Raw genomic sequence first — 18,838 nt, 5'->3', positions numbered from 1 at the left:
TTAGCGCTGTGCCTCCGCGATCAGGTGAAAGAACGTGCCGGTAGCATGGCCCCGCCGCGATCCGGTCTCGGGCACCGCGGCCCCGCCTGCATCGACGACCTGCGCCAGCGGAGCATCGGGTTGGTCGAGGATGGTGGAATAGTGGAATTCGTGCCCCCGCAGCCGGGTGCCCGCGGCATGGCCCGGCATGTCCGTTGTCAGCGTGGCAAGGCGATAGCCCAGATGCATCTTGCGGGTCTCGTAAGAGGTCACAAGCCCCAGCAATCCGGCCATCTGGTGACGCACGCCCTCCTTGTCGATCAATGCTTCTCCCATGGCCATGTAGCCGCCGCACTCGCCGTGGACGGGCCGCGTTTCGGCAAAGCAAACCAAGCCTTTGCGAAAGGTCTGCGCGGCGGCCAGCGGCCCGGCATACAGTTCTGGATAGCCACCGGGCAGCCAGCAGATGTCGGCACGGGTGTCGGGGGCGTCGTCGTTCAGGGGCGAAAAGGGCAGGATTTCTGCCCCGGCGCGCCGCCAGCCGTCCAGTTGATGCGGATAGACAAAGGAAAACGCCCCGTCCTGCGCCAAGGCGATGCGTTGTCCCGGAGGCGCGATGGCGCTGTCTTGTCCGTCGATCCGGGTTGTCCCGGCCACGGCCAGCAAGCGATCAAGATCCACGTTGTCGGCCACGAACCGGCCCGCTGCCTCCAGAATGCGCGGCATGTCGGCCTGTTCGCCTGCCTGCACCAGCCCAAGGTGGCGTGACGGCATTTCGATGTCCTTCTGGCGGGGCAGCGCCCCCAGAACAGGAATACCGGCCTCGTCCATCCCGGCGCGCAGCATGGCCTCGTGCCGGGGCGAGGCGACGCGGTTCAACACCACGCCCGCCAAGCGCACATCGGGCCGCATCGCGGCAAAGCCCCTGGCGACGGCGGCGGCGGATTGCGCCTGCCCGGACGTGTCGAGAACCAGAACGACCGGCCACCCCGTCAAGGCGGCAAGGCTGGCGCTGGAGCCATTGTCATGCTCGCCCGCCGAGATCACCCCGTCGAACAGTCCCATCGAGCCTTCGGCGAGGATCAGGTCGGCGTCATCGGCCGCCCCGATCAATCCGCCGATCATCTCGGCGCCCATGGCCCATGTGTCGAGATTTACCGACGCCCGCCCCGAAGCCGCGGCGTGAAATCCGGGGTCGATGTAGTCCGGGCCACTCTTGAAGGGATGCACCGTCAGTCCGCGTTCCCGCAGGGCCGCCAGCAGGCCAAGCGTCAGCGTGGTCTTGCCGGTGCCGGACGCGGGGGCCGAGATGATAAGGCCTGGCGCAATCACTCGGCGGTCTCCGGGAAACGGGGATCAGTGCCCACGGGGCGGAAACGGCGGTCGTAATCCCCCGCATAGAGGCAGCTTTCATCGAAATCCTCGGCGCCAAGCGCATGGCCCACAAGGATCAGCGCCGTGCGTCCGCGTTCGCCGCCGGTGGCCTCTTCGACCGTGCCGAGCGTGGCCTTGACGATCTTCTGATCCGGCCACGTGGCGCGCCAGATCACCGCAACGGGGCACTCAGCACCAAAGGCGGGGGCCAGCCGGGCCACCACGTCCTCCAGCACGTGGACAGACAAGTGAATGGCCAGCGTCGCGCCGGTGGCGGCGAAGTTTTCCAACGTCTCCCCTTCAGGCATGGACGAGGCGCGGCCCGAGGTGCGGGTCAGCACCAGCGACTGCGCGACGCCCGGCAGGGTCAGTTCCGCGCCAAGCGCGGCGGCGGCGGCGGCGAACGCGGGAACACCGGGGGTTACGTCATATGCAATGCCTTCCGCGCGCAGGCGGCGCAGTTGCTCGCCCATGGCAGACCAGACCGACAGGTCGCCGGAATGCAGGCGCGCCACGTCTTGGCCCGTCGCGTGGGCTGCCTTGATCTCGTCGATGATCTCGTCGAGCGACAGGGACGCGGTGTTCACGATCCGCGCACCGTCGGGGCAATGGCTCAGCAAGTCTTGCGGCACCAGCGACCCGGCATACAGGCAGACCGGGCAGGCGGCGATCAGATCGCGCCCCCGAATGGTGATCAGGTCTGCCGCACCGGGGCCTGCGCCGATGAAATGAACGGTCATGGGTCTTTCCTTTCTGCCAGCGCCATGGTGGCCATGCCACAGGTGCTTGTCACGCGGGGGGCGATCAGGCGGGCGGTGTAGCCACCCTTGCGGGCGGCGGCCAGCGCCAGTGCTTCGGCGACGCTGCCGGTGGCAAAGCGCGCCTTGATCCGGGGGGAGCAGGTCAGCGTCTGTTCGCCCGCGATGTCTTGTTCGACGAGGCCAGTGAGCGCAAGCCTTTCGGCCTTTGCCCAGTCTTTCAGCGCCGGGCTGGCCTTTGCGGTCAGGCAGGCCAAGGCATTCGGGCGACGGCCCGCTAGAGCCAAGACCTCGTTGAAGGCGGTGTCCGTTGCGCCCTCGCGCAGTCCGATCCCGGCCCAGATCATCGTGTCACCGTCCACTGCAAAACCGGGCGGGCCCGGTCCCATCCTCGCATTGAACCAAGCGGCCCGGCCTCGGCCAGGTCTGCCCGCAACAGATGCCCGCCATGGGAGCCATGATAGCCGATCAACAGCGCCTCGGTTTCCAGCGTCACAGCATTGATCACCAGCCGTGTTCCGGGGGTAAGCCGTTTCCAAAGGGCGGTCACCAACGCAACTGTTGCACCGCCGCCCACGAAGACCATGTCGGGATCGGGCAGGTTGGCCAGCGCATCGGGGCTGCGTCCCTCGACCGTGGTGATCCGATGTTCGAGGCCAAAGGCGCGGGCGTTGACGCGGATGTTCGCTGCCCTGTCCGCGCGGGCCTCCAGCGCGGTCGCGGTGGTTCCGGGGGCGGCAAGGCAAACCTCGACCGAGATCGAGCCAGAGCCTGCCCCGAGATCCCACAGGTGCTGGCCGGGGCGGGGGGCAAGCGCCGAGAGGGTCAGCGCGCGGACCGGCCGCTTGGTGATCTGGCCGTCGCTGGCGAAGAGATCATCGGCCAGGCCAGAGGCGCGTGGCAGGCCGGGGGCGCCCCGCGCCTCGATGGCGACGACGACCGGATGGGCCACGTCGGTCAGTTCGTAGCTTTCGGCGACCGTTCCGCGCAGCCGCTGCCGGGGACCGCCGAGCGCCTCGCAGACGGTCATCCGCGATGCGCCATAACCCCGCGTTGTCAGCCAGCGCGCCATGTCGCCCGCAGCATCCCCGTCGCGCAGGGTGCACAGGATACGCGCGCCCTCGTGCAGCACCGGGGTCAGGCGTTCAAACGGCGCGGCGTGCAGGCCAAGGCACATCGTCTCCTCGATCTTCCATCCCAGCCGTGCGGCCGCGAGCGAAAAGCAGGAGGGCGCGGGAAAGACCTGCCAGTCCTCGGGCGCAAGATGGCGCGACAGCGACCCGCCCGCGCCGTGCCAGAACGGATCGCCAGAGGCCAGAACGGCCACCCGATGGCCTCGCAACGCCAGCACCGGCTCGACCGAAAAAGGCACCGGCCATTCCCGGCCCCGCGCCCCGACCCCGGCCAATTCCAGATGCCGTGGCCCGCCAAAGACGATTTCCGCCGCATCCATCGCGGCATGGCTTGCAGGCGACAGGCCGTTCAGGCCATCTTCACCCAGACCAATCAGGCTCAACCAAGGATCAGCCATGACACGCGTCCTTTTGCTTGGCGGCACGACCGAGGCCACCGCGCTCGCCCGGCTTCTGGCCGAGGCGAGAGTGGACGCCATTTTCTCCTACGCGGGGCGCACCGACAAGCCGATGGCGCAGCCCCTGCCCATGCGGGTTGGGGGCTTTGGCGGTGTGGCGGGTCTGGTGGCTTACCTGCGGGCCGAGAAGATCAGCCATGTGGTCGATGCCACCCACCCCTTCGCCGCGCAGATGAGCACGAACGCGGTCGCGGCCTGCGCCGAGGCGGGGGTGCCGCTGGTCGGGCTGGAGCGGCCTGGCTGGCATGCGGAGGAGGGCGACGCGTGGACCCATGTCGCGGACATGGGCGGCGCGGTTGCGGCTCTTCCGTCCGAAGGGGCGCGGGTGTTCCTGGCGATCGGCAAGCAGCATGTGTCGGATTTTGCCGTGAAGCCCGGAAATTTCTACCTTCTGCGTCTTGTCGATCCGCCGAAAGCCGCCTTGCCCCTGCCGAATGCAGAGGCCGTCATCGCGCGTGGCCCCTTCGATCTGGCCAGCGACCGGCAGCTTCTGGAACGCCACGCCATCACCCATATCGTCGCCAAGAACGGGGGTGGCGCCGGGGCGCGGGCCAAACTTGATGCCGCCCGCGCGCTTGGCCTGCCGGTGGTCCTGGTCGACCGGCCCCACGTGCCGCCGCGCCGTGTCCTGACCAGCGCTGACGCGGTTATGGCGTGGCTGGATCACAGCGCCGACCTCGGGGTGTAGACATAAGGCCCGACCCGGCGCGTGTCGCGATTGCCGACGATCACCATGGTGCGCATATCGGCCATCTCTGGCGTCGCCTCCGCCAGCGTGACGGTGTTGATTTCTTCCTCTGGTGTCGAAACCGCGCGGGCGAAGGAAATCAGCGTGTCCTCCCCACAGGCCTCGCGCAGGATGTGCAGCGCGCGGGCAAACTGATGCGGGCGGGCGCTGGAGCGTGGGTTGTAAAAGGCCATGGCAAAACCCGCCTCACCTGCCAGCCGCAGGCGTTTTTCGATCAGATCCCAAGGTTTGAGATTGTCCGACAGGTTGATCGCCGCGAAATCATGACCCAAGGGCGCGCCGATCCGGGCGGCGGCAGCAAGCATCGCGGTGATGCCGGGCAATATACGGATATCGAGGCTCAGCCAGTCCGCAGGGCCTTTTTCGAGCGCTTCGAACACCGCCGAGGCCATGGCGAAGACGCCGGGGTCGCCGGAGGATACGACCACCACCCGCTTGCCCCCTGCGGCCATGTCCAGCGCGTGGCTGGCTCGGTCCAGTTCGACCCGGTTGTCGCTTTCATGCAAGGTTAGGCCCGCGCGCGGGCTCACCCGGCGCACATAGGGGATATAGCCCACAACATCGGTCGCCAGTGCCAGCACCTCGGCCACTTCGGGCACGATCAGGCCGTCGCGCCCCGGCCCAAGGCCCGCAACCACCACCCAGCCGGTCATGGCCGGCGACCTTGGCCGTGCAGCAGGCAGATGGCGAAATAGGGCGTGTCGCCCGCGAAATCGGTCAACTTCTGCACCGTCTGTTTCGGCATCGTCCCGCGTTCCACCAGCCACGCATCGTCAAGCCGCCCCGCAGCCTGCAACGCGCGTTTCAGCTTGGGCAGGTTGCGCCCGATCTTCATGACCACGGCGGCATCGGTGTCCTTCAGACGTCGCACCAGTTCCTCTTCCGGCAAGGTCGCCATCGCCACGGTCAGCACGTCATCGCCCCAGGTGATCGGCATGTCGGTCGCCGTCCAGCAACCCGACATGCCGGTGATGCCGGGCACGATCTCGACCTCGACCCGGCCTTGCAGGCGCGAATGAAGATGCATGAACGATCCGTAGAAGAACGGGTCGCCCTCGCACAAGACAATCACGTCATCGGTCGCGGCCAGAGCTTCCAGCCGATCGGTCCAGTCGTCGTAGAATTCCGACAGGATGCGGTTGTATTCCGGGTCCTTGAAGGAAATCTCGGTCGTAACGGGATATTCCATCGCGTGTTCGGTGACGTCGTCGCGCAGCATCCCCTCGACGATCTGGCGCGCCTGCCCCTTGCGGCCTGCCTTGCGGAAATAGGCAAGGTGGCGGGTGCCCCGGATCAGCCGGTCGGAGCGGACGCTCATCAGATCGGGGTCGCCGGGGCCGAGCCCGGTGCAGATGACCTTGCCCATGTGGTTTACTCCTTGAAACTGGCGAGCGCGTTGACCGCGGCCACGGTAATGGCGGATCCGCCAAGGCGGCCCTGCACGATCATCGACGGGACCGGCAGATCCTCCATCAGGGCATCTTTCGATTCCCGCGCGCCAACGAAGCCCACGGGGCAGCCGATAATGACCGCGGGGCGCGGGCAGGCGGGGTCTTCCAGCATGTTGAGCAGGTGAAACAGCGCCGTGGGCGCGTTGCCGATGGCAACCAGTGCCCCGTCCAGATGCGGGCGCCACAGTTCAAGCGCAGCGGCAGAGCGGGTGTTGCCCATCTCTTTCGCCATGTCGGGCACGCGGGGATCGCGCAGGGTGCAGATCACCTCGTTGCCCGCTGGCAGGCGCGGGCGGGTGATGCCTTCGCTGACCATATACGCGTCGCACAGGATCGGCGCGCCGTCCTTCAGCGCTTGACGAGCAACAGTCGCCATGCCGGGGGAAAACCGAACGTCCCGTTCCAGCCCCACCAGCCCCGCCGCATGGATCATCCGCACGACGACGGGTTCTTCATCGCTGTCGAACCGGTCCAGATCGGCCTCCGCCCGGATGGTGCGGAAGCTTTCCTCGTAGATAGCGGCGCCGTTGGTCTCATAGATATGGGGCATTCAGAGGGCCTTCTTGATCTGGTCGGGGGCAAGGCCGGTGGCCTCGGGCAGCGCGTCGGCGCGGCCGTCGCGGATAAGGTCGAAGCGGTCGGTCGCTGTTGCGGTCAGGGTCAGCGCCGCAGGGCCGGGATGGGCGCAGCCCTTGGCGCAGCCGGAGATGTGCAGGCGCTGACCCTCGGGCAGATGCGGGGCCAGCGCGCGGGCCAGATCACGGGTGGGCGACAGCGCTTGCGGGCAGCCCGGCGCGCCGGTGCAGACGTCAATGCGCAGACGCGGGTCAGTGGCGTCGTGGATCAGGCCCGGCAGGTCCGGGGCAGTGGTCACGCCCTCCAGCAACAGCGCTCGCCACGGGGTGATGCGGATCGGTGCCAGCCCAGCCAGTGCGGCGAGGGTAGGGGCCGTGATCTGCCCGAATTCCAGCGCCACAAGCTGCCCTGTCAGTGACGCACCCGGGGTCGGAGGCGCTGCCCCCGATGCCGCCGCAGGCGCATGGCGAAAACGGTCCGGCAGGCTGGCCCCACCCGCCAGATGCCGTGCCATGCGGCCCCGGCCAGCAGGCGCGCCGCCAGTGTCAAGGAACCAGCGGGCAAGCTCCATCGCTGCCGCTGCCGCCTCTTGCGCCGTGGCCACAAGCCGACCGGTATCGGCCCCGTCCGCCCGGACGACAAGGCCATCTGAGGCAGCCTCAATGCGGATATCGGCAGAGATGCTGCGTAAAAGGGGGGAAGACCCACAATCCACCGCGAACCCGAATTTGCCGGGCAGGTCAGGGGCGTCTTCGCGGGCAAGTGCTTCTGTCAGAGAGACCGCAACGCACTGCGTCGCATCGCGATCCGCCCAGAATGGCTGAATCACCAGATTACGCCGGGTTTCCGCAGCCACGTCTTCGTCGATCAGTCCAAGTGCGGTCAACCCGTCGATCAGCGCCGGATGTGCTTCTGGGCTCACGCCCCGGATCTGAATGTTCGACCGGGCCGAGACATCAATCAGCCCGTTGCCATGCGCCGCCGCCAAATCCGCCAACCCCGCCGCCTGTGCCTGCGCCAACCGCCCAAGGGGCGCCCGCACCCGCACCACCAGCCCGTCGCCCGACATCATGGGCCTGAGAGCGCCGGGGCACCAGCCATGGACCACAGGGGCGCTCATTGCGCTGCCTCCAGCGTGGCGGCGATGGAGTTGCGGCGCGTGACCCAGAGGCCTGCGTCATGCAACGCCTGAAAGCGGGCGCGCATGGCAGCGAGCGCTGCCGGGTTTTCGCGTTCCATGAAGTCAATCAGGTCGTCGCGGCCCAAAGTGGCGTCGTGGTAAAGGTCGAACAGATGTGGCGGCACGGCGGCGGCCAGATGCGCGAAAGCCGCCAGATGATCGAGCGTTGCCGCAATCTCGGCCGCGCCGCGAAAGCCGTGGCGCATCATGCCATTGGCCCAGTCGGGATTCGCCGCGCGGGCGCGGGTCACGCGGGCGATTTCCTCGGTCAGGTCGCGGGCGCGGGGGCGGTCGGGCTGTGTCGCGTCCATGTGGTAGAGCGCGGGCGCCTCGCCCCCAAGTCGCGCCACGGCGGCGGCAAAGCCTGCCTCATGCGCGGCATAGTCCGACGCCATCAGCAGGTCGGTTTCCGGCAGGTCTTGCAGATGGACGAAACTGTCGGCTGATTTCACGCGGGATTCCAGCGCGTCGCGCGCCTCTGACGCGTCGCCTTGCGCGTCAATCGCAAAGGAGGACGCGCTGAGCCAAGCTTCGCCCGCCGCGGCCCGCGCCTCGGCGCTGTAGTCATCCATATGGCCAGTCATGCCAACGCCGTAACTACCCGGTCGCGGGCCAAAGACGCGCGGGGTGCGGGCGAGATAGGGGTTGTCGTCGGCGGCTTCCTCCCGCTCGGCCAGCGCGGCAGCGGCGGCTTCGAACATCTGCGCAAGGCCGGGGAACACATCGCGGAACAGCCCCGAGACACGCAAGGTGACGTCGATCCGGGGGCGGCCAAGCAGCGCCAGCGGGATCACCTCGAAGCCTGATACCCGTTCCGACCCGTCGTCCCATTTCGGTGCCAGCCCCGCCAGATGCAGCGCCATGGCAAATTCCTCGCCCGCCGTGCGCATGGTGGCAGACCCCCACAGGTCCACGACCAGCCCCTTCGGCCAATCGCCATGATCCTGTAGGTGGCGGCGCAGCAGTTCCTCCGCCAGCTTCACCCCCTGCGCTTGGGCTGCGCGCGACGGCACCGCGCGCGGGTCGGTTGTAAAGAGGTTGCGCCCCGTGGGCAGCACATCCGACCGGCCCCGGTAGGGCGACCCCGACGGGCCGGGCGCAACAAGGCGACCCTCCAACGCGGCCATCAGACCGGCATATTCTTCGGCTCCGCAATCGCCGCTGCCGAAGATATGCAGCCCGTCGCCATACTGGCTTTCCTTGATGTCACAGACGAAGCGGTCGATCCGGGTGATCGCCTCGGCGGCGCTGGCATCTGCGGGAATGCCCAGATCCTGTTCAACCCCGGTGCCCTGCGCCTCGGCGCGGATGTCCGAGATCAGCCGGTCGCGGCGGGCCGGGTCCAGACCGTCGGCGGTAGAATACTCATCCAGCAGATGCTCCAACCGGCCCATCCCCTCTGGCAGGGTCGTCTGTGCCATGGGCGGCGGCAGATGGCCGATGGTGACCGCGCCCACGCGGCGCTTGGCCTGTGCGGCTTCGCCGGGATCGTTCACGATAAAGGGGTAGATGACGGGCAGGGGGCCCAGTAGCGCCTCGGGCCAGCAGTCCTGCGACAGCGCCACAGCCTTGCCCGGCAGCCATTCCAGCGTGCCATGCGCGCCCACATGGATCAGCGCATCGGCCTGCGCCCGCAGCCACAGGTAGAAGGCAACATAGCCGTGGCGCGGCGTGCGGGACAGATCGTGATAGTCGTCGTCGCGGGCCTGAACCTCGCCCCGTTCCGGTTGCAGCGCAATCAGAGCGTTGCCCGCGCGGATCGCGGCAAAGGTAATCTGGTCGCCTTGGATGGCCGGGTCGGCCTCTGGCGCGCCCCACGCGGTGAACAGGTCGTCGCGCAGGCTATCGGGCAGGCTGGATAGTGCCGCGTGGTAATCTGCCAGCGGCCACGAAATGCGCTCTTCCAGCAGGCGTTTGCCCAAATCGGGCACCTCGCCAAATTCGTGGCCTTCGCGGGCGAGCGCGCCCATCAGCCCCTCGACCGAGGCCAGCGGATCCAGCCCGACCGCATGGGCGAGGTTCCAATCGCGGCCCGGATAGGTGGACAGGACCAGCGCCAGCCGCTTGTCTCGGGCGGGCAGGGTGGCAAGCCGGTGCCACGCGGCGACGCGCGCCACGACCTGGGTGATACGACCCTGATCGGCACGATGCGCGAAACGGGAATATTGCAGGTGCGGGTCTTTGCGACCCGGCTGCTTGAAACTGGCGACACCGGCAAAGATGCGCCCGTCCACTTCTGGCAATACGACATGCATCGCCAGATCGGCGGGCGACAGGCCGCGCTCGGCTTTGGCCCAGTCCTTGCGCCGCGCGGTGGACAGCGCGATCTGGAACACCGGGCAGCCCGGATCGCTGAGGGGTGATGCCTTGCCATCCGAACCCTGCGCCGAAAAGGCGGTGGCGTTCACGATGGCGGCAGGGGACAGCGTTGTCAGCCGATCGCGCAGCCAATCGGCGGCGGCGGGCTGTTTGAGGCTGGCGGCGAAGATGCCCACGGCCTCGAACCCCTTGGCCTCCAACGCCTCGATGGTGGCGTCCACCGGGTCCGTATCGGCGGCGGTCAGGTAGGAGCGGTAGAAGGTGACGGGGACCAGCGGCTTGCCGGACGGCTCGAAGCTGCGCAGCACGCCAACGCCCGGACGATAGAAGCCGAAATCCGGCACGGTCTTTTCGCCCACCACGGGGCCGGCATAAAGCCCGCCGGACAGCGCCAGTTGCGCCAGCGCCGCATGAGCGGCCACCGCGCCGCCCGCATCGCACAGGTGTTGAAGGCGGCGCAGAGTGGAAACAGGCAGGGTGGACAGCTCATCCAGACGCGGATCGGGGCGGCCATCGGCGGGCAGAATGGCCAGCGCCATGCCGGTGCGATCGGCCAGTTCACGCAAAGTGGCAAGGCCGTAAGGCCAGTAGCTCTCGCCGCCAATCAGCTTCACCAGAACCGCCTTGGCCGCTGGCAGCGTCTGTTCGGCATAGGTGTCGACGGACAGGGGATGCTTCAGCGCAACCAGATTGGCGAGACGAACGCTCGGCTCGAACCCGTGCGCCTTGGCCCTGCCATAGCCCGCCGCGAAGGCCCCGAGGTCGGAATCGGAAAAGGACAGCACCACCAGATCCGCCGGGCTTTGGCCCAGATCCTGCGGGGTGTCGGTTTCCTCCAACCCATGGCTTTCGCGAAAGACGACATGCATCGGCCCTGATTATCCCTCCAGCACGGCGCGAATGGCGGCGGCGTCCACGTGGTCATGTTCGCCGATCACCACCAGTTGCGACCGGCGGGGCAGGTCGCCCCACGGACGGTCGAACTGGGTGCGCAGGCGCTCGCCCACGGCCTGAACCAGCAGTCGCATCGGTTTGCCCTTCACGGCGATATACCCTTTCACACGCAGCGCGTTCTGTTCCCGCGCCAGCCGCAGCACGGCGGCCTCCAGCGCTTTCACGTCTTCTATCTCGTCCAGTTCGATCACCACGCTGTCAAAATCGTCATGTTCGTGGTCATCCGCGCCGTCATGGTGGCTGGGACGCGCATCGAGGTCGTCTTCCGCAGCGGCCCCAAGCCCCAACACGACGCGCGGGTCGATCACGCCCTCGGTCATCGGCAGGATCGAAACGGGGCGCGGCATTTCGGCCTCGATCACGGCGCGGGCCTTGGCCAGCCCGTCTTCTCCGGCCAGATCGGCCTTGGACAACAGGATGATGTCGGCACAACTGATCTGGTCTTCGAAAACCTCGCCAAGCGGCGTGTCGTGGTCGAGGCTGTCATCGGCCTCGCGTTGTGCCTGCACGGCATCGACATCGCTGGCAAACCGGCCCGCCGCCACGGCCTCGGCATCGGCCAGCGCAATGACGCCGTCTACCGTGATCCGCGACCGGATCGCGGGCCAGTCGAAGGCCTTGAGCAGCGGCTTGGGCAGGGCCAACCCGCTGGTCTCGATCAGGATGTGGTCAGGCGTTTCAGGCAGGGCCATCAGCGCCTCGATCGTCGGAATGAAATCGTCGGCCACGGTGCAGCAGATGCAGCCATTGGCCAGTTCGACGATATTTTCCGCCGGGCAATTATCGTCCGAGCAGGATTTCAGGATGTCGCCATCGACACCGGCTGTGCCGAATTCATTGACCAGAACGGCCAGCCGCTTGCCCTGCGGGTTCTGCATCAGGTGGCGGATTAGCGTCGTCTTGCCCGCTCCGAGAAAGCCGGTGATGACGGTGACGGGGATCTTGGAAAGCTCGGTCATATCTCAGTCCTTGTCGCGGGGCGCGGTGAGCGGGGGGATGCGGGCGATGGATTGTTTGCGGAACACCTCGGGGCGTTCGCGCCACGGCACCAGCCCGTCGGAGGTGGCTGCATAGGCGCGGATGCCTTGCAGGATCTGGTCAAGATGGTCTTCGGGATCGAGGCGGCCATAGATATAGGTCCAGCGATCCGGCCCGCCGGTGATGGCAAGCGAGCAGCCATTGGAACAGGCAGACAAGCATTCATTGCCGCGCAGGCGCACACCTTCGGGCAAGTCGGCGGCTTGCAGGGCCTCGTGCAGTCGGTAACCGGGGCGTGGCTCTTCTGGTATGCGTTCGCCATCCACCGTCTTGCGGCAGGTCGTGCAGACCGTGATCGTGATATCGCCCATGGGCGGTCCTTTTCGTCATCGCGAAAGGGGAAGGCCAGCCGGGGGCTACTGCCCGTCAAGCCGGCGCGAAACACCCCGTTCGCCCGTTGCACGTCTTGCTGGCAGGTCTCCCGGCTTGCGGATATCGGGGCGGGTGGCCCCGGCGGCGTCTGGTCCTTCCCGGCGGTATCCGCCAGTGGTTCCAGGGCCTTCTCCGGTCACGGTCGCGGGGGCGGCTGCGCTTCGGCGATGAACCCCGCAAGGTCGCAAAGCCTGTCGCATTCCCTCTTCGCCTGTTCTAGGAACAGGAACCAGCACGCCGCACCTGCGGCAATGACCGCCCTGATGTCAAGCGAAGGATGATGAAATGGCCGACACGCCACTCTCTGACGAGGACCGCCACGCCCAGAAGATGGCCAAGAAGAAAGCCGCGCGCGACAAGATCATGGCCACCAAGGAAGGTGAGAAGGGGCTGATCATTGTCCATACCGGTGCGGGCAAGGGCAAGAGCTCCTCGGGTTTCGGGATGATTCTGCGCTGTATCGCCCATGACATGCCCTGCGCCGTGGTGCAGTTCATCAAGGGCGCGTGGGATACCGGTGAACGGCGCATTCTGGAAGGAAATTTCAGCGAGCTGTGCCAGTTCCACGCCATGGGCGAGGGCTTTACCTGGGAAACGCAGGACAAGGGCCGCGATATCGCGATGGCGGCGAAGGGTTGGGAAAAGGCCAAGGAGTTGATCCGCGACCCGGACATCAAGATGGTTTTGCTGGATGAAATCAACATCGCGCTGCGCTACGATTACCTTGATATCAACGAGGTGGTGCAGTTCCTTGTGGACGAGAAACCTCCCATGACCCACGTCGTGCTGACCGGGCGCAACGCGAAGGACGCGCTGATCGAGATTGCCGACCTCGTGACCGAGATGACCTTGGTCAAGCATCCGTTCCGGTCTGGGGTGAAGGGGCAGAAGGGCGTCGAGTTCTGATCTGCGCGGTATCGACGCCTGTCGGCGCCGACCCATGCGAGGGGCGCTGCCCCTCGCACTCGCCAGGTTTTTTCACATAGAAGAAGAGGCCATCTTACACGGGTCTCGGGCGGAGGGCATCAGGTGAAAGCGTTGATGATTCAAGGGGCTGGCTCGAATGTGGGCAAATCGCTGCTGGTCGCGGGGCTGTGCCGGGTGGCGCGGGCGCGGGGGGTGTCGGTGGCGCCGTTCAAGCCGCAGAACATGTCGAACAATGCGGCTGTGACGGCGGATGGCGGTGAAATCGGGCGAGCGCAGGCGTTGCAGGCGCTGGCCTGCGGGCTTGATCCGGTGGTGGATATGAACCCTGTCTTGCTGAAGCCCGAGACCGATGTCGGCGCACAGGTGGTGGTGCAGGGCAGGCGGCTGGCCACGGTGAAGGCGCGCGACTATGCGGCGCTGAAGCCGCGCTTGATGGCCCCCGTTCTGGAGAGCTTCAGCCGTTTGAAATCAAGCCATGACCTGGTGATCGTCGAGGGGGCGGGCAGTCCGGCAGAGGTCAACTTGCGGGCGGGCGACATTGCCAATATGGGGTTTGCACGGGCTGCGGACGTGCCGGTGATCCTGGCCGGGGATATCGACCGGGGGGGCGTGATCGCGCAGATGGTGGGCACGCAGGCAGTGCTGGACCCGGCGGACGAGGCCCTGATAAACGGGTTTATCATCAACAAGTTCCGCGGAGATGTCAGCCTCTTTGACGAGGGCTATCGGATGATCGAGGCCCGCACCGGGTGGCGTGGGATGGGGGTTCTTCCCTTCTTCGCCGATGCCTCGAAACTGCCCGCCGAGGATGCGCTGGACCTGCCTGCCAAAGGGCAGGGCGAGGGGCTGAAGGTGGCTTGCCTGGCCTTCAGCCGGATTGCGAATTTCGACGATCTGGACCCGATCACGCAGGAACCGGGGGTGTCGTTGACCATGGTGCGGGCCGGAGACGCGATCCCCGGCGATACCGATCTGGTGATCCTGCCCGGCACCAAATCCACGCGCGGAGACCTGGCCTTTCTGCGCGCGCAGGGCTGGGATGTGGATCTGTTGGCGCATTGGCGGCGTGGCGGTCGTATCCTTGGAATTTGTGGCGGATATCAGATGCTTGGCCGCGAGGTGCATGATCCTGAAGGGATCGAGGGCGCGGCTGGATCGACGCCGGGGCTGGGTCTTTTGGACGTGGAAACGGTGATGACGGCGGACAAGAGCCTGACGCTGGTGGAGGCGGTGCATGTGGCCACGGGCGCCGGGATGCGGGGCTATGAGATTCACATCGGGCGCACGGATGGGGCGGACCGGACGCGACCCTTTGCGCAGATTGCCGGGGCCGATGAAGGGGCCTGTTCCAGTGACGGGCGAGTGCAGGGCAGCTACCTGCACGGGATGTTTGCCGAGGACGGCTTTCGGCGGGCGTTTCTGGAGGGGTTCGGGGTCGCCTCGGGGCCGCTGTCCTACGGGCAGGGGGTCGAGGCAACACTGGACTCATTGGCCGCGCATATGGAGGCGCATCTGGATATAGACGCGCTGCTGGGTCTGGCCCGCTGATCGGGCGAAAACAGCCCGTCGCCGGGCGTACACCCCCCGTACACCCCCTGTGCACCCCCCGTACACCGGTTTGGCGGATTCGGGGGGGCAGGGCGCGACCGGGCCGGGACGGCCACCGGACGGCACGCCGGACCTGGCGGATCGCTGTGCCGGGCGCGTCAATCCTTCCCGCTCTACCTCACCCTTCCAAAGCAGGGATCGCGAGAGTGGTTGGGCCAGCCCCGGACCGCGGGGCACTTTAAAAGGACGAGGGTGTGTCCGGAGCGTGGGCGTTACTCTGCCGCTCCGGGCAGGTCGAGGGTTGAGCGCGGGCGGGCCTCGGGGTCGTCGTCCATCACCCGGTGCAGCTTTTCCATGATTTCGTCGAGCGCCGCGCAGTCGGCGTCGCTGAGGGCGGCGAGCAGGCGCTTTTCATAGGCGACGGCGGGCGGGAGGATTCGGTCGAGCAGGGACCAGCCGTCCTCGGTGAGCGAGATCGACAAAAGGCGTTGGTCGGTGAGGCTGCCGGTCTTTTGCACCAGCCCGACGGTTTCGAGCCGGGTCACGGCGCGGCTGACGCGGGACTTGTCGAGATTCACGCATTCGTGGATTTCGCGCACCGAGACTTCGTGACAGCGCGCCAGATGCACCATGACCCGCCATTCGGCCACCGACAGGCCAGCCTCGGCGCCGTAGATCGTCGACAGGCGGCGGCTGATCCGCTCGGACAACACGGCGAGTCGGTAGGGCAGGAAGCGGGCGAGTCGGAAGTCGTCGATACCCATCGGGCGGGAATCCCTCACAATTTGTTGCGTTTGCAACGGTCTTGACTTTTGTTGCACCTGCAACGATAACACGGGGCAGGACCGGCGGGAAGGGCCAAGCGGCCGCACCGCCATGAACGCGCGATCTGAACGGGAGACTGGATCATGGCCAAGGCCTTCGCGTCCCAAGGGGACATGACCGAAAAGAACATTTCCTTCACAGAGGTGGGCGAGGGGCTGTGGGCCTTTACCGCCGAGGGCGACCCCAATTCGGGTGTCATCATCGGCGATGACAGCGTGATGATCGTCGAGGCGCAGGCGACGCCGCGTCTGGCGAACAAGGTGATCGAAAAGGTCCGCGAGGTGACCGACAAGCCGATCAGCCACGTGGTACTGACCCACTATCACGCGGTGCGCGTGCTGGGGGCCGCGGCCTATGGCGCCGATCAGATCATCATGTCGGACGTGGCGCGGTCGATGGTGGTGGAGCGCGGGCAGGAAGACTGGGACAGCGAGTTCCAGCGGTTCCCGCGTCTCTTTGAGGGGCACGAAAGCATTCCGGGCCTGACCTATCCGACGACGACGTTTTCCGATGCGATGACCGTCTACCTTGGCAACCGCCGGGTCGATATCATGCATCTGGGTCGGGCGCATACGGCGGGCGACGCGGTGATCCACGTGCCCGATCAGAACGTGATGTTCACCGGTGATATCGTGGAATATCACTCGGCCTGCTATTGCGGCGACGGGCATTTCGGCGACTGGGGCAACACGCTGGACAATATCAAGTGGTTCGACGTGGACGCGATTGCGCCGGGCCGGGGCGATGCCCTTGTCGGCCGCGAGATGGTGAATGCCGCCATCGAGAACACCCGCGATTTCGTGGAAAGCACCTACAAGCCGGCGGCCCGTGTCGCGGCGAAGGGCGGGTCGCTCAAGGACGCTTGGGACGCGGTGCGCGACGCCTGCGATCCGAAATTCGCCGATTACGCGATTTACGAACATTGTCTGCCGTTCAACGTGGCCCGTGCCTATGACGAGGCGCGCGGGATCGACACGCCGCGCATCTGGACCGCACAGCGCGATATCGAGATGTGGGAGGCCCTGCAGGGGTAATCTTGGATGCGAGATCCGTTCCTGACGATGGCCCTGAACAACGCCTGGGCGAATGCCACGCTTTATGGCGCGATTGCCGGGTTGTCGGATCAGGCGTTCGCGGCCACGCGGCCGGGGTTCTTTCCTTCGCTCAAGGCCACGCTGAACCATATCTACGTGGTGGACCTCTACTACGTGGATGCGTTGGAGCAGGGCGGGGCTGGCCGGTCGGTCTTTGAGGGCGATGAGATTGGCCGCGTGGCCGATCTTGCCGCCGCGCAGGCCGAGGTCGACATGCGGTTGGCAACGGTCTGCCGGGGGCTGACGCCCGCGATGCTGGACGCGCCGCGTGTGACGGAACGCCAGGAGGGGCCGGTGACGGAACAGGTGGGGCCGCTTTTGCTGCACCTCTTCCAGCACCAGATCCACCACCGCGGGCAGGCCCACACGATGGTGGCGGATGCCGGGATCGCGCCGCCGCAACTGGATGATTTCCATTTGACCTATGGCCGGGTGCCGAGCGCGCAGGCCTATTTCGCCGATTGATCCTCGGGAGGAGGAGGAGAGATGAACCAGATGAGTGACAAGAAGATCTTCGAGGTGCCGCTCTATGCCTATCAGCGGTCGCCGGATCAGGATGCCGCGACGCCCGCGCGCCGCAAGGTGGTGATCATCGGTGCGGGGCCCGTGGGGCTGGCGGCGGCCATCGACTTTGCCCAGCAGGGGATCGAGGCGGTGGTGCTGGACGACAACGACAAGGTCAGCTTCGGCAGCCGCGCCATCTGTTTTGCCAAGCGTCCGCTGGAAATCCTCGGCCGGTTGGGCTGCGGCCACGAGATGGTGGAAAAGGGCGTCGAGTGGGAGGTCGGCAAGGTCTTCTTCGACGACCGGCAGGTCTACGAGTTCAACCTGCTGCCCGAGAAGGGGCATGAATTCCCGGCTTTCATCAACCTTCAGCAATATTACTTCGAGGAATACCTCGTGAACCGGGTCCGGGCGATGCAGGAAACGGGCGCGCCGATCGAGATCCGGGGCCGCAACAAGGTGCTGCGGGTCGCGGACAAGGGCGACCATGTCAACCTGCTGATCGACACGCCCGAGGGGGAATACCCGCTGGAGGCCGATTGGCTGATCGCCTGCGATGGCGCAGGGTCGCCCACGCGGGCGATGATGGGGCTCGACTTCGTGGGGCGTGTCTTCGAGGACAACTTCCTGATCGCCGACGTGATCATGGAGGCCGATTTCCCGACCGAGCGTTGGTTCTGGTTCGATCCGCCCTTCAACAAGGGGCAGTCGGCGCTGTTGCACAAGCAGCCCGACGGCGTCTGGCGCATCGACCTGCAACTGGGCTGGGACATCGACAAGGAAGAGGAAAAGAAGCCCGAGAACGTCATTCCGCGCCTCAAGCAGATGCTGGGCGATGACGTGAAGTTCGAGCTTGAATGGGTGTCGATCTACACCTTCCAGTGTCGCCGCATGGAGAAGTTCCGCCATGGCCGGGTGGTCTTTGCCGGTGACGCCGCGCATCAGGTCAGCCCGTTCGGCGCCCGCGGGGCCAATTCGGGGCTACAGGACACCGACAACCTTGCATGGAAGCTGAAGCTGATCATGGACGGGACCGCACCGGAAAGCCTGCTGGACAGCTATGATATCGAGCGGGTGCATGGCGCCGATGAGAACATCCTCAATTCGTCGCGCTCGACTGATTTCATCACCCCGAAATCCGAGATGAGTCGGCTGTTGCGCGATGCGGTGCTGGACCTGTCGGAAGCCTATGACTTTGCCCGCCCGCTGGTGAATTCCGGCCGCCTGTCGGTGCCGTGCACCTATGATGGCTCGCCGCTCAACGCCCCCGACGCGCTGGCCGGTGGCCCGGCCCGCACCCGGCCCGGTGCGCCCTGCGTGGATGCGCCGCTTGGGGACGGGTTCCTGCTGAAGAAACTGGGCGACCGGTTCACCCTGTTGACCATCGGGGCCGACGCGCCCGAAGCGCTGGATGTGGACGGCATCGCGTTGGACCGGCTGGCATTGGAGCCGACCGAGGCCGTGGCCGCCCGCTACCTGGGGGACGCTACATCGGCGGTCTACCTCATCCGTCCCGATCAGCACGTGGCCGCCCGCTGGCCGTCCTATGATGAAGCCGCCATGCGCGCCGCCGTGGCCCGCGCCATCGGCAAGGAGTAAG

General features: G+C 66.5%; 18 protein-coding genes and 1 riboswitch. Of the genes, 6 read left to right on the top strand and 12 right to left on the bottom strand.

Going from position 1 to position 18,838, the window contains the following annotated elements; all coding sequences use genetic code 11:
- Genes BKY27_RS09105 through cbiE form a run of 4 tightly spaced genes read right to left on the bottom strand, consistent with a single transcriptional unit; the run spans position 1 to position 3,642 of the window.
- The gene (locus BKY27_RS09105; RefSeq protein WP_071674152.1) at positions 1-1,311 is read right to left on the bottom strand and encodes a cobyrinate a,c-diamide synthase; all 1,311 of its coding nucleotides are present in this window, start codon (positions 1,309-1,311) and stop codon (positions 1-3) included.
- Positions 1,308-2,093, bottom strand: coding sequence for a precorrin-4 C(11)-methyltransferase (gene cobM / locus BKY27_RS09100; RefSeq protein ID WP_071674151.1), 786 nt, complete (start codon positions 2,091-2,093; stop codon positions 1,308-1,310). The genes BKY27_RS09105 and cobM overlap by 4 nt, the downstream gene beginning before the upstream one ends.
- Positions 2,090-2,473, bottom strand: coding sequence for a cobalamin biosynthesis protein (locus BKY27_RS09095; RefSeq protein WP_324609989.1), 384 nt, complete (start codon positions 2,471-2,473; stop codon positions 2,090-2,092). The genes cobM and BKY27_RS09095 overlap by 4 nt, the downstream gene beginning before the upstream one ends.
- On the bottom strand, positions 2,455-3,642 hold the full coding sequence (cbiE, locus tag BKY27_RS09090; RefSeq protein WP_071674149.1) for a precorrin-6y C5,15-methyltransferase (decarboxylating) subunit CbiE: 1,188 nt from the start codon (positions 3,640-3,642) through the stop codon (positions 2,455-2,457). Before cbiE ends, BKY27_RS09095 begins: the two co-directional genes overlap by 19 nt.
- On the opposite strand from cbiE, the gene BKY27_RS09085 reads away from it, so the two are divergent.
- Complete coding sequence (locus BKY27_RS09085; protein ID WP_071674148.1) at positions 3,641-4,390, top strand: cobalt-precorrin-6A reductase; 750 nt, start codon at positions 3,641-3,643, stop codon at positions 4,388-4,390. The two genes, cbiE and BKY27_RS09085, sit on opposite strands and share 2 nt — an antisense overlap.
- On the opposite strand, the gene cobJ is transcribed toward BKY27_RS09085, so the two are convergent.
- From cobJ to BKY27_RS09050, 7 genes are read right to left on the bottom strand one after another with little or no spacing between them, the layout of a single operon-like run.
- Positions 4,366-5,103: a precorrin-3B C(17)-methyltransferase gene (gene cobJ, locus BKY27_RS09080; protein WP_071674147.1), complete on the bottom strand. Its 738-nt coding sequence runs from the start codon at positions 5,101-5,103 to the stop codon at positions 4,366-4,368. The two genes, BKY27_RS09085 and cobJ, sit on opposite strands and share 25 nt — an antisense overlap.
- Positions 5,100-5,816 carry a precorrin-2 C(20)-methyltransferase gene (cobI, locus tag BKY27_RS09075; protein ID WP_071674146.1) on the bottom strand — a complete coding sequence of 239 codons (717 nt, stop codon included), beginning with the start codon at positions 5,814-5,816 and terminating at the stop codon, positions 5,100-5,102. The genes cobJ and cobI overlap by 4 nt, the downstream gene beginning before the upstream one ends.
- Positions 5,817-5,821: 5 nt before the next feature.
- The gene (locus BKY27_RS09070; protein WP_071674145.1) at positions 5,822-6,451 is read right to left on the bottom strand and encodes a precorrin-8X methylmutase; all 630 of its coding nucleotides are present in this window, start codon (positions 6,449-6,451) and stop codon (positions 5,822-5,824) included.
- On the bottom strand, positions 6,452-7,597 hold the full coding sequence (gene cobG / locus BKY27_RS09065; protein ID WP_071674144.1) for a precorrin-3B synthase: 1,146 nt from the start codon (positions 7,595-7,597) through the stop codon (positions 6,452-6,454).
- Positions 7,594-10,845, bottom strand: a complete 3,252-nt coding sequence (gene cobN / locus BKY27_RS09060; RefSeq protein WP_071674143.1) for a cobaltochelatase subunit CobN — start codon at positions 10,843-10,845, stop codon at positions 7,594-7,596. The genes cobG and cobN overlap by 4 nt, the downstream gene beginning before the upstream one ends.
- 9 nt (positions 10,846-10,854) lie before the next feature.
- Positions 10,855-11,889 (bottom strand): cobalamin biosynthesis protein CobW, encoded by a 1,035-nt coding sequence (gene cobW, locus BKY27_RS09055; protein ID WP_071674142.1) that lies wholly within the window; start codon positions 11,887-11,889, stop codon positions 10,855-10,857.
- Between the two features lie 3 nt (positions 11,890-11,892).
- The gene (locus BKY27_RS09050) at positions 11,893-12,279 is read right to left on the bottom strand and encodes a DUF1636 family protein (protein ID WP_071674141.1); all 387 of its coding nucleotides are present in this window, start codon (positions 12,277-12,279) and stop codon (positions 11,893-11,895) included.
- 83 nt (positions 12,280-12,362) lie between these two features.
- Positions 12,363-12,589: riboswitch (cobalamin riboswitch) on the bottom strand.
- Positions 12,590-12,625: 36 nt separating this feature from the next.
- On the opposite strand from BKY27_RS09050, the gene cobO reads away from it, so the two are divergent.
- Both cobO and BKY27_RS09040 read left to right on the top strand, forming a co-directional pair.
- The gene (gene cobO, locus BKY27_RS09045; protein ID WP_071674140.1) at positions 12,626-13,246 is read left to right on the top strand and encodes a cob(I)yrinic acid a,c-diamide adenosyltransferase; all 621 of its coding nucleotides are present in this window, start codon (positions 12,626-12,628) and stop codon (positions 13,244-13,246) included.
- 123 nt (positions 13,247-13,369) lie between these two features.
- Positions 13,370-14,815, top strand: a complete 1,446-nt coding sequence (locus tag BKY27_RS09040) for a cobyric acid synthase (protein ID WP_071674139.1) — start codon at positions 13,370-13,372, stop codon at positions 14,813-14,815.
- Between the two features lie 272 nt (positions 14,816-15,087).
- Here the strand turns inward: BKY27_RS09040 and BKY27_RS09035 are convergent, their stop codons facing one another.
- Complete coding sequence (locus BKY27_RS09035; RefSeq protein ID WP_071674138.1) at positions 15,088-15,579, bottom strand: MarR family winged helix-turn-helix transcriptional regulator; 492 nt, start codon at positions 15,577-15,579, stop codon at positions 15,088-15,090.
- 144 nt (positions 15,580-15,723) lie between these two features.
- Here BKY27_RS09035 and BKY27_RS09030 point away from each other — a divergent pair, with 144 nt between their 5' ends.
- From BKY27_RS09030 to BKY27_RS09020, 3 genes are read left to right on the top strand one after another with little or no spacing between them, the layout of a single operon-like run.
- Complete coding sequence (locus BKY27_RS09030) at positions 15,724-16,674, top strand: MBL fold metallo-hydrolase (RefSeq protein ID WP_071674137.1); 951 nt, start codon at positions 15,724-15,726, stop codon at positions 16,672-16,674.
- A gap of 6 nt (positions 16,675-16,680) precedes the next feature.
- On the top strand, positions 16,681-17,199 hold the full coding sequence (locus BKY27_RS09025; RefSeq protein WP_071674136.1) for a DinB family protein: 519 nt from the start codon (positions 16,681-16,683) through the stop codon (positions 17,197-17,199).
- Positions 17,200-17,220: 21 nt separating this feature from the next.
- Positions 17,221-18,837: an FAD-dependent oxidoreductase gene (locus BKY27_RS09020; protein ID WP_071674135.1), complete on the top strand. Its 1,617-nt coding sequence runs from the start codon at positions 17,221-17,223 to the stop codon at positions 18,835-18,837.
- Position 18,838: the final 1 nt, after the last annotated feature.

Source organism: Nioella nitratireducens, from assembly GCF_001879715.1.
GTDB lineage: Bacteria > Pseudomonadota > Alphaproteobacteria > Rhodobacterales > Rhodobacteraceae > Nioella > Nioella nitratireducens.
This window is presented reverse-complemented; position numbering and strand designations above follow the sequence as displayed.

Excerpts from the sequence above, each read along its gene's own strand:
- cobM (WP_071674151.1), bottom strand. The coding sequence starts at position 2,093 with ATGACCGTTCATTTCATCGGCGCAGGCCCCGGTGCGGCAGACCTGATC.
- BKY27_RS09085 (WP_071674148.1), top strand. The coding sequence starts at position 3,641 with ATGACACGCGTCCTTTTGCTTGGCGGCACGACCGAGGCCACCGCGCTC.
- cbiE (WP_071674149.1), bottom strand. The coding sequence starts at position 3,642 with ATGGCTGATCCTTGGTTGAGCCTGATTGGTCTGGGTGAAGATGGCCTG.
- cobJ (WP_071674147.1), bottom strand. The coding sequence starts at position 5,103 with ATGACCGGCTGGGTGGTGGTTGCGGGCCTTGGGCCGGGGCGCGACGGC.
- cobI (WP_071674146.1), bottom strand. The coding sequence starts at position 5,816 with ATGGGCAAGGTCATCTGCACCGGGCTCGGCCCCGGCGACCCCGATCTG.
- BKY27_RS09070 (WP_071674145.1), bottom strand. The coding sequence starts at position 6,451 with ATGCCCCATATCTATGAGACCAACGGCGCCGCTATCTACGAGGAAAGC.
- cobG (WP_071674144.1), bottom strand. The coding sequence starts at position 7,597 with ATGAGCGCCCCTGTGGTCCATGGCTGGTGCCCCGGCGCTCTCAGGCCC.
- cobN (WP_071674143.1), bottom strand. The coding sequence starts at position 10,845 with ATGCATGTCGTCTTTCGCGAAAGCCATGGGTTGGAGGAAACCGACACC.
- cobW (WP_071674142.1), bottom strand. The coding sequence starts at position 11,889 with ATGACCGAGCTTTCCAAGATCCCCGTCACCGTCATCACCGGCTTTCTC.
- BKY27_RS09050 (WP_071674141.1), bottom strand. The coding sequence starts at position 12,279 with ATGGGCGATATCACGATCACGGTCTGCACGACCTGCCGCAAGACGGTG.
- cobO (WP_071674140.1), top strand. The coding sequence starts at position 12,626 with ATGGCCGACACGCCACTCTCTGACGAGGACCGCCACGCCCAGAAGATG.
- BKY27_RS09035 (WP_071674138.1), bottom strand. The coding sequence starts at position 15,579 with ATGGGTATCGACGACTTCCGACTCGCCCGCTTCCTGCCCTACCGACTC.
- BKY27_RS09030 (WP_071674137.1), top strand. The coding sequence starts at position 15,724 with ATGGCCAAGGCCTTCGCGTCCCAAGGGGACATGACCGAAAAGAACATT.
- BKY27_RS09025 (WP_071674136.1), top strand. The coding sequence starts at position 16,681 with ATGCGAGATCCGTTCCTGACGATGGCCCTGAACAACGCCTGGGCGAAT.
- BKY27_RS09020 (WP_071674135.1), top strand. The coding sequence starts at position 17,221 with ATGAACCAGATGAGTGACAAGAAGATCTTCGAGGTGCCGCTCTATGCC.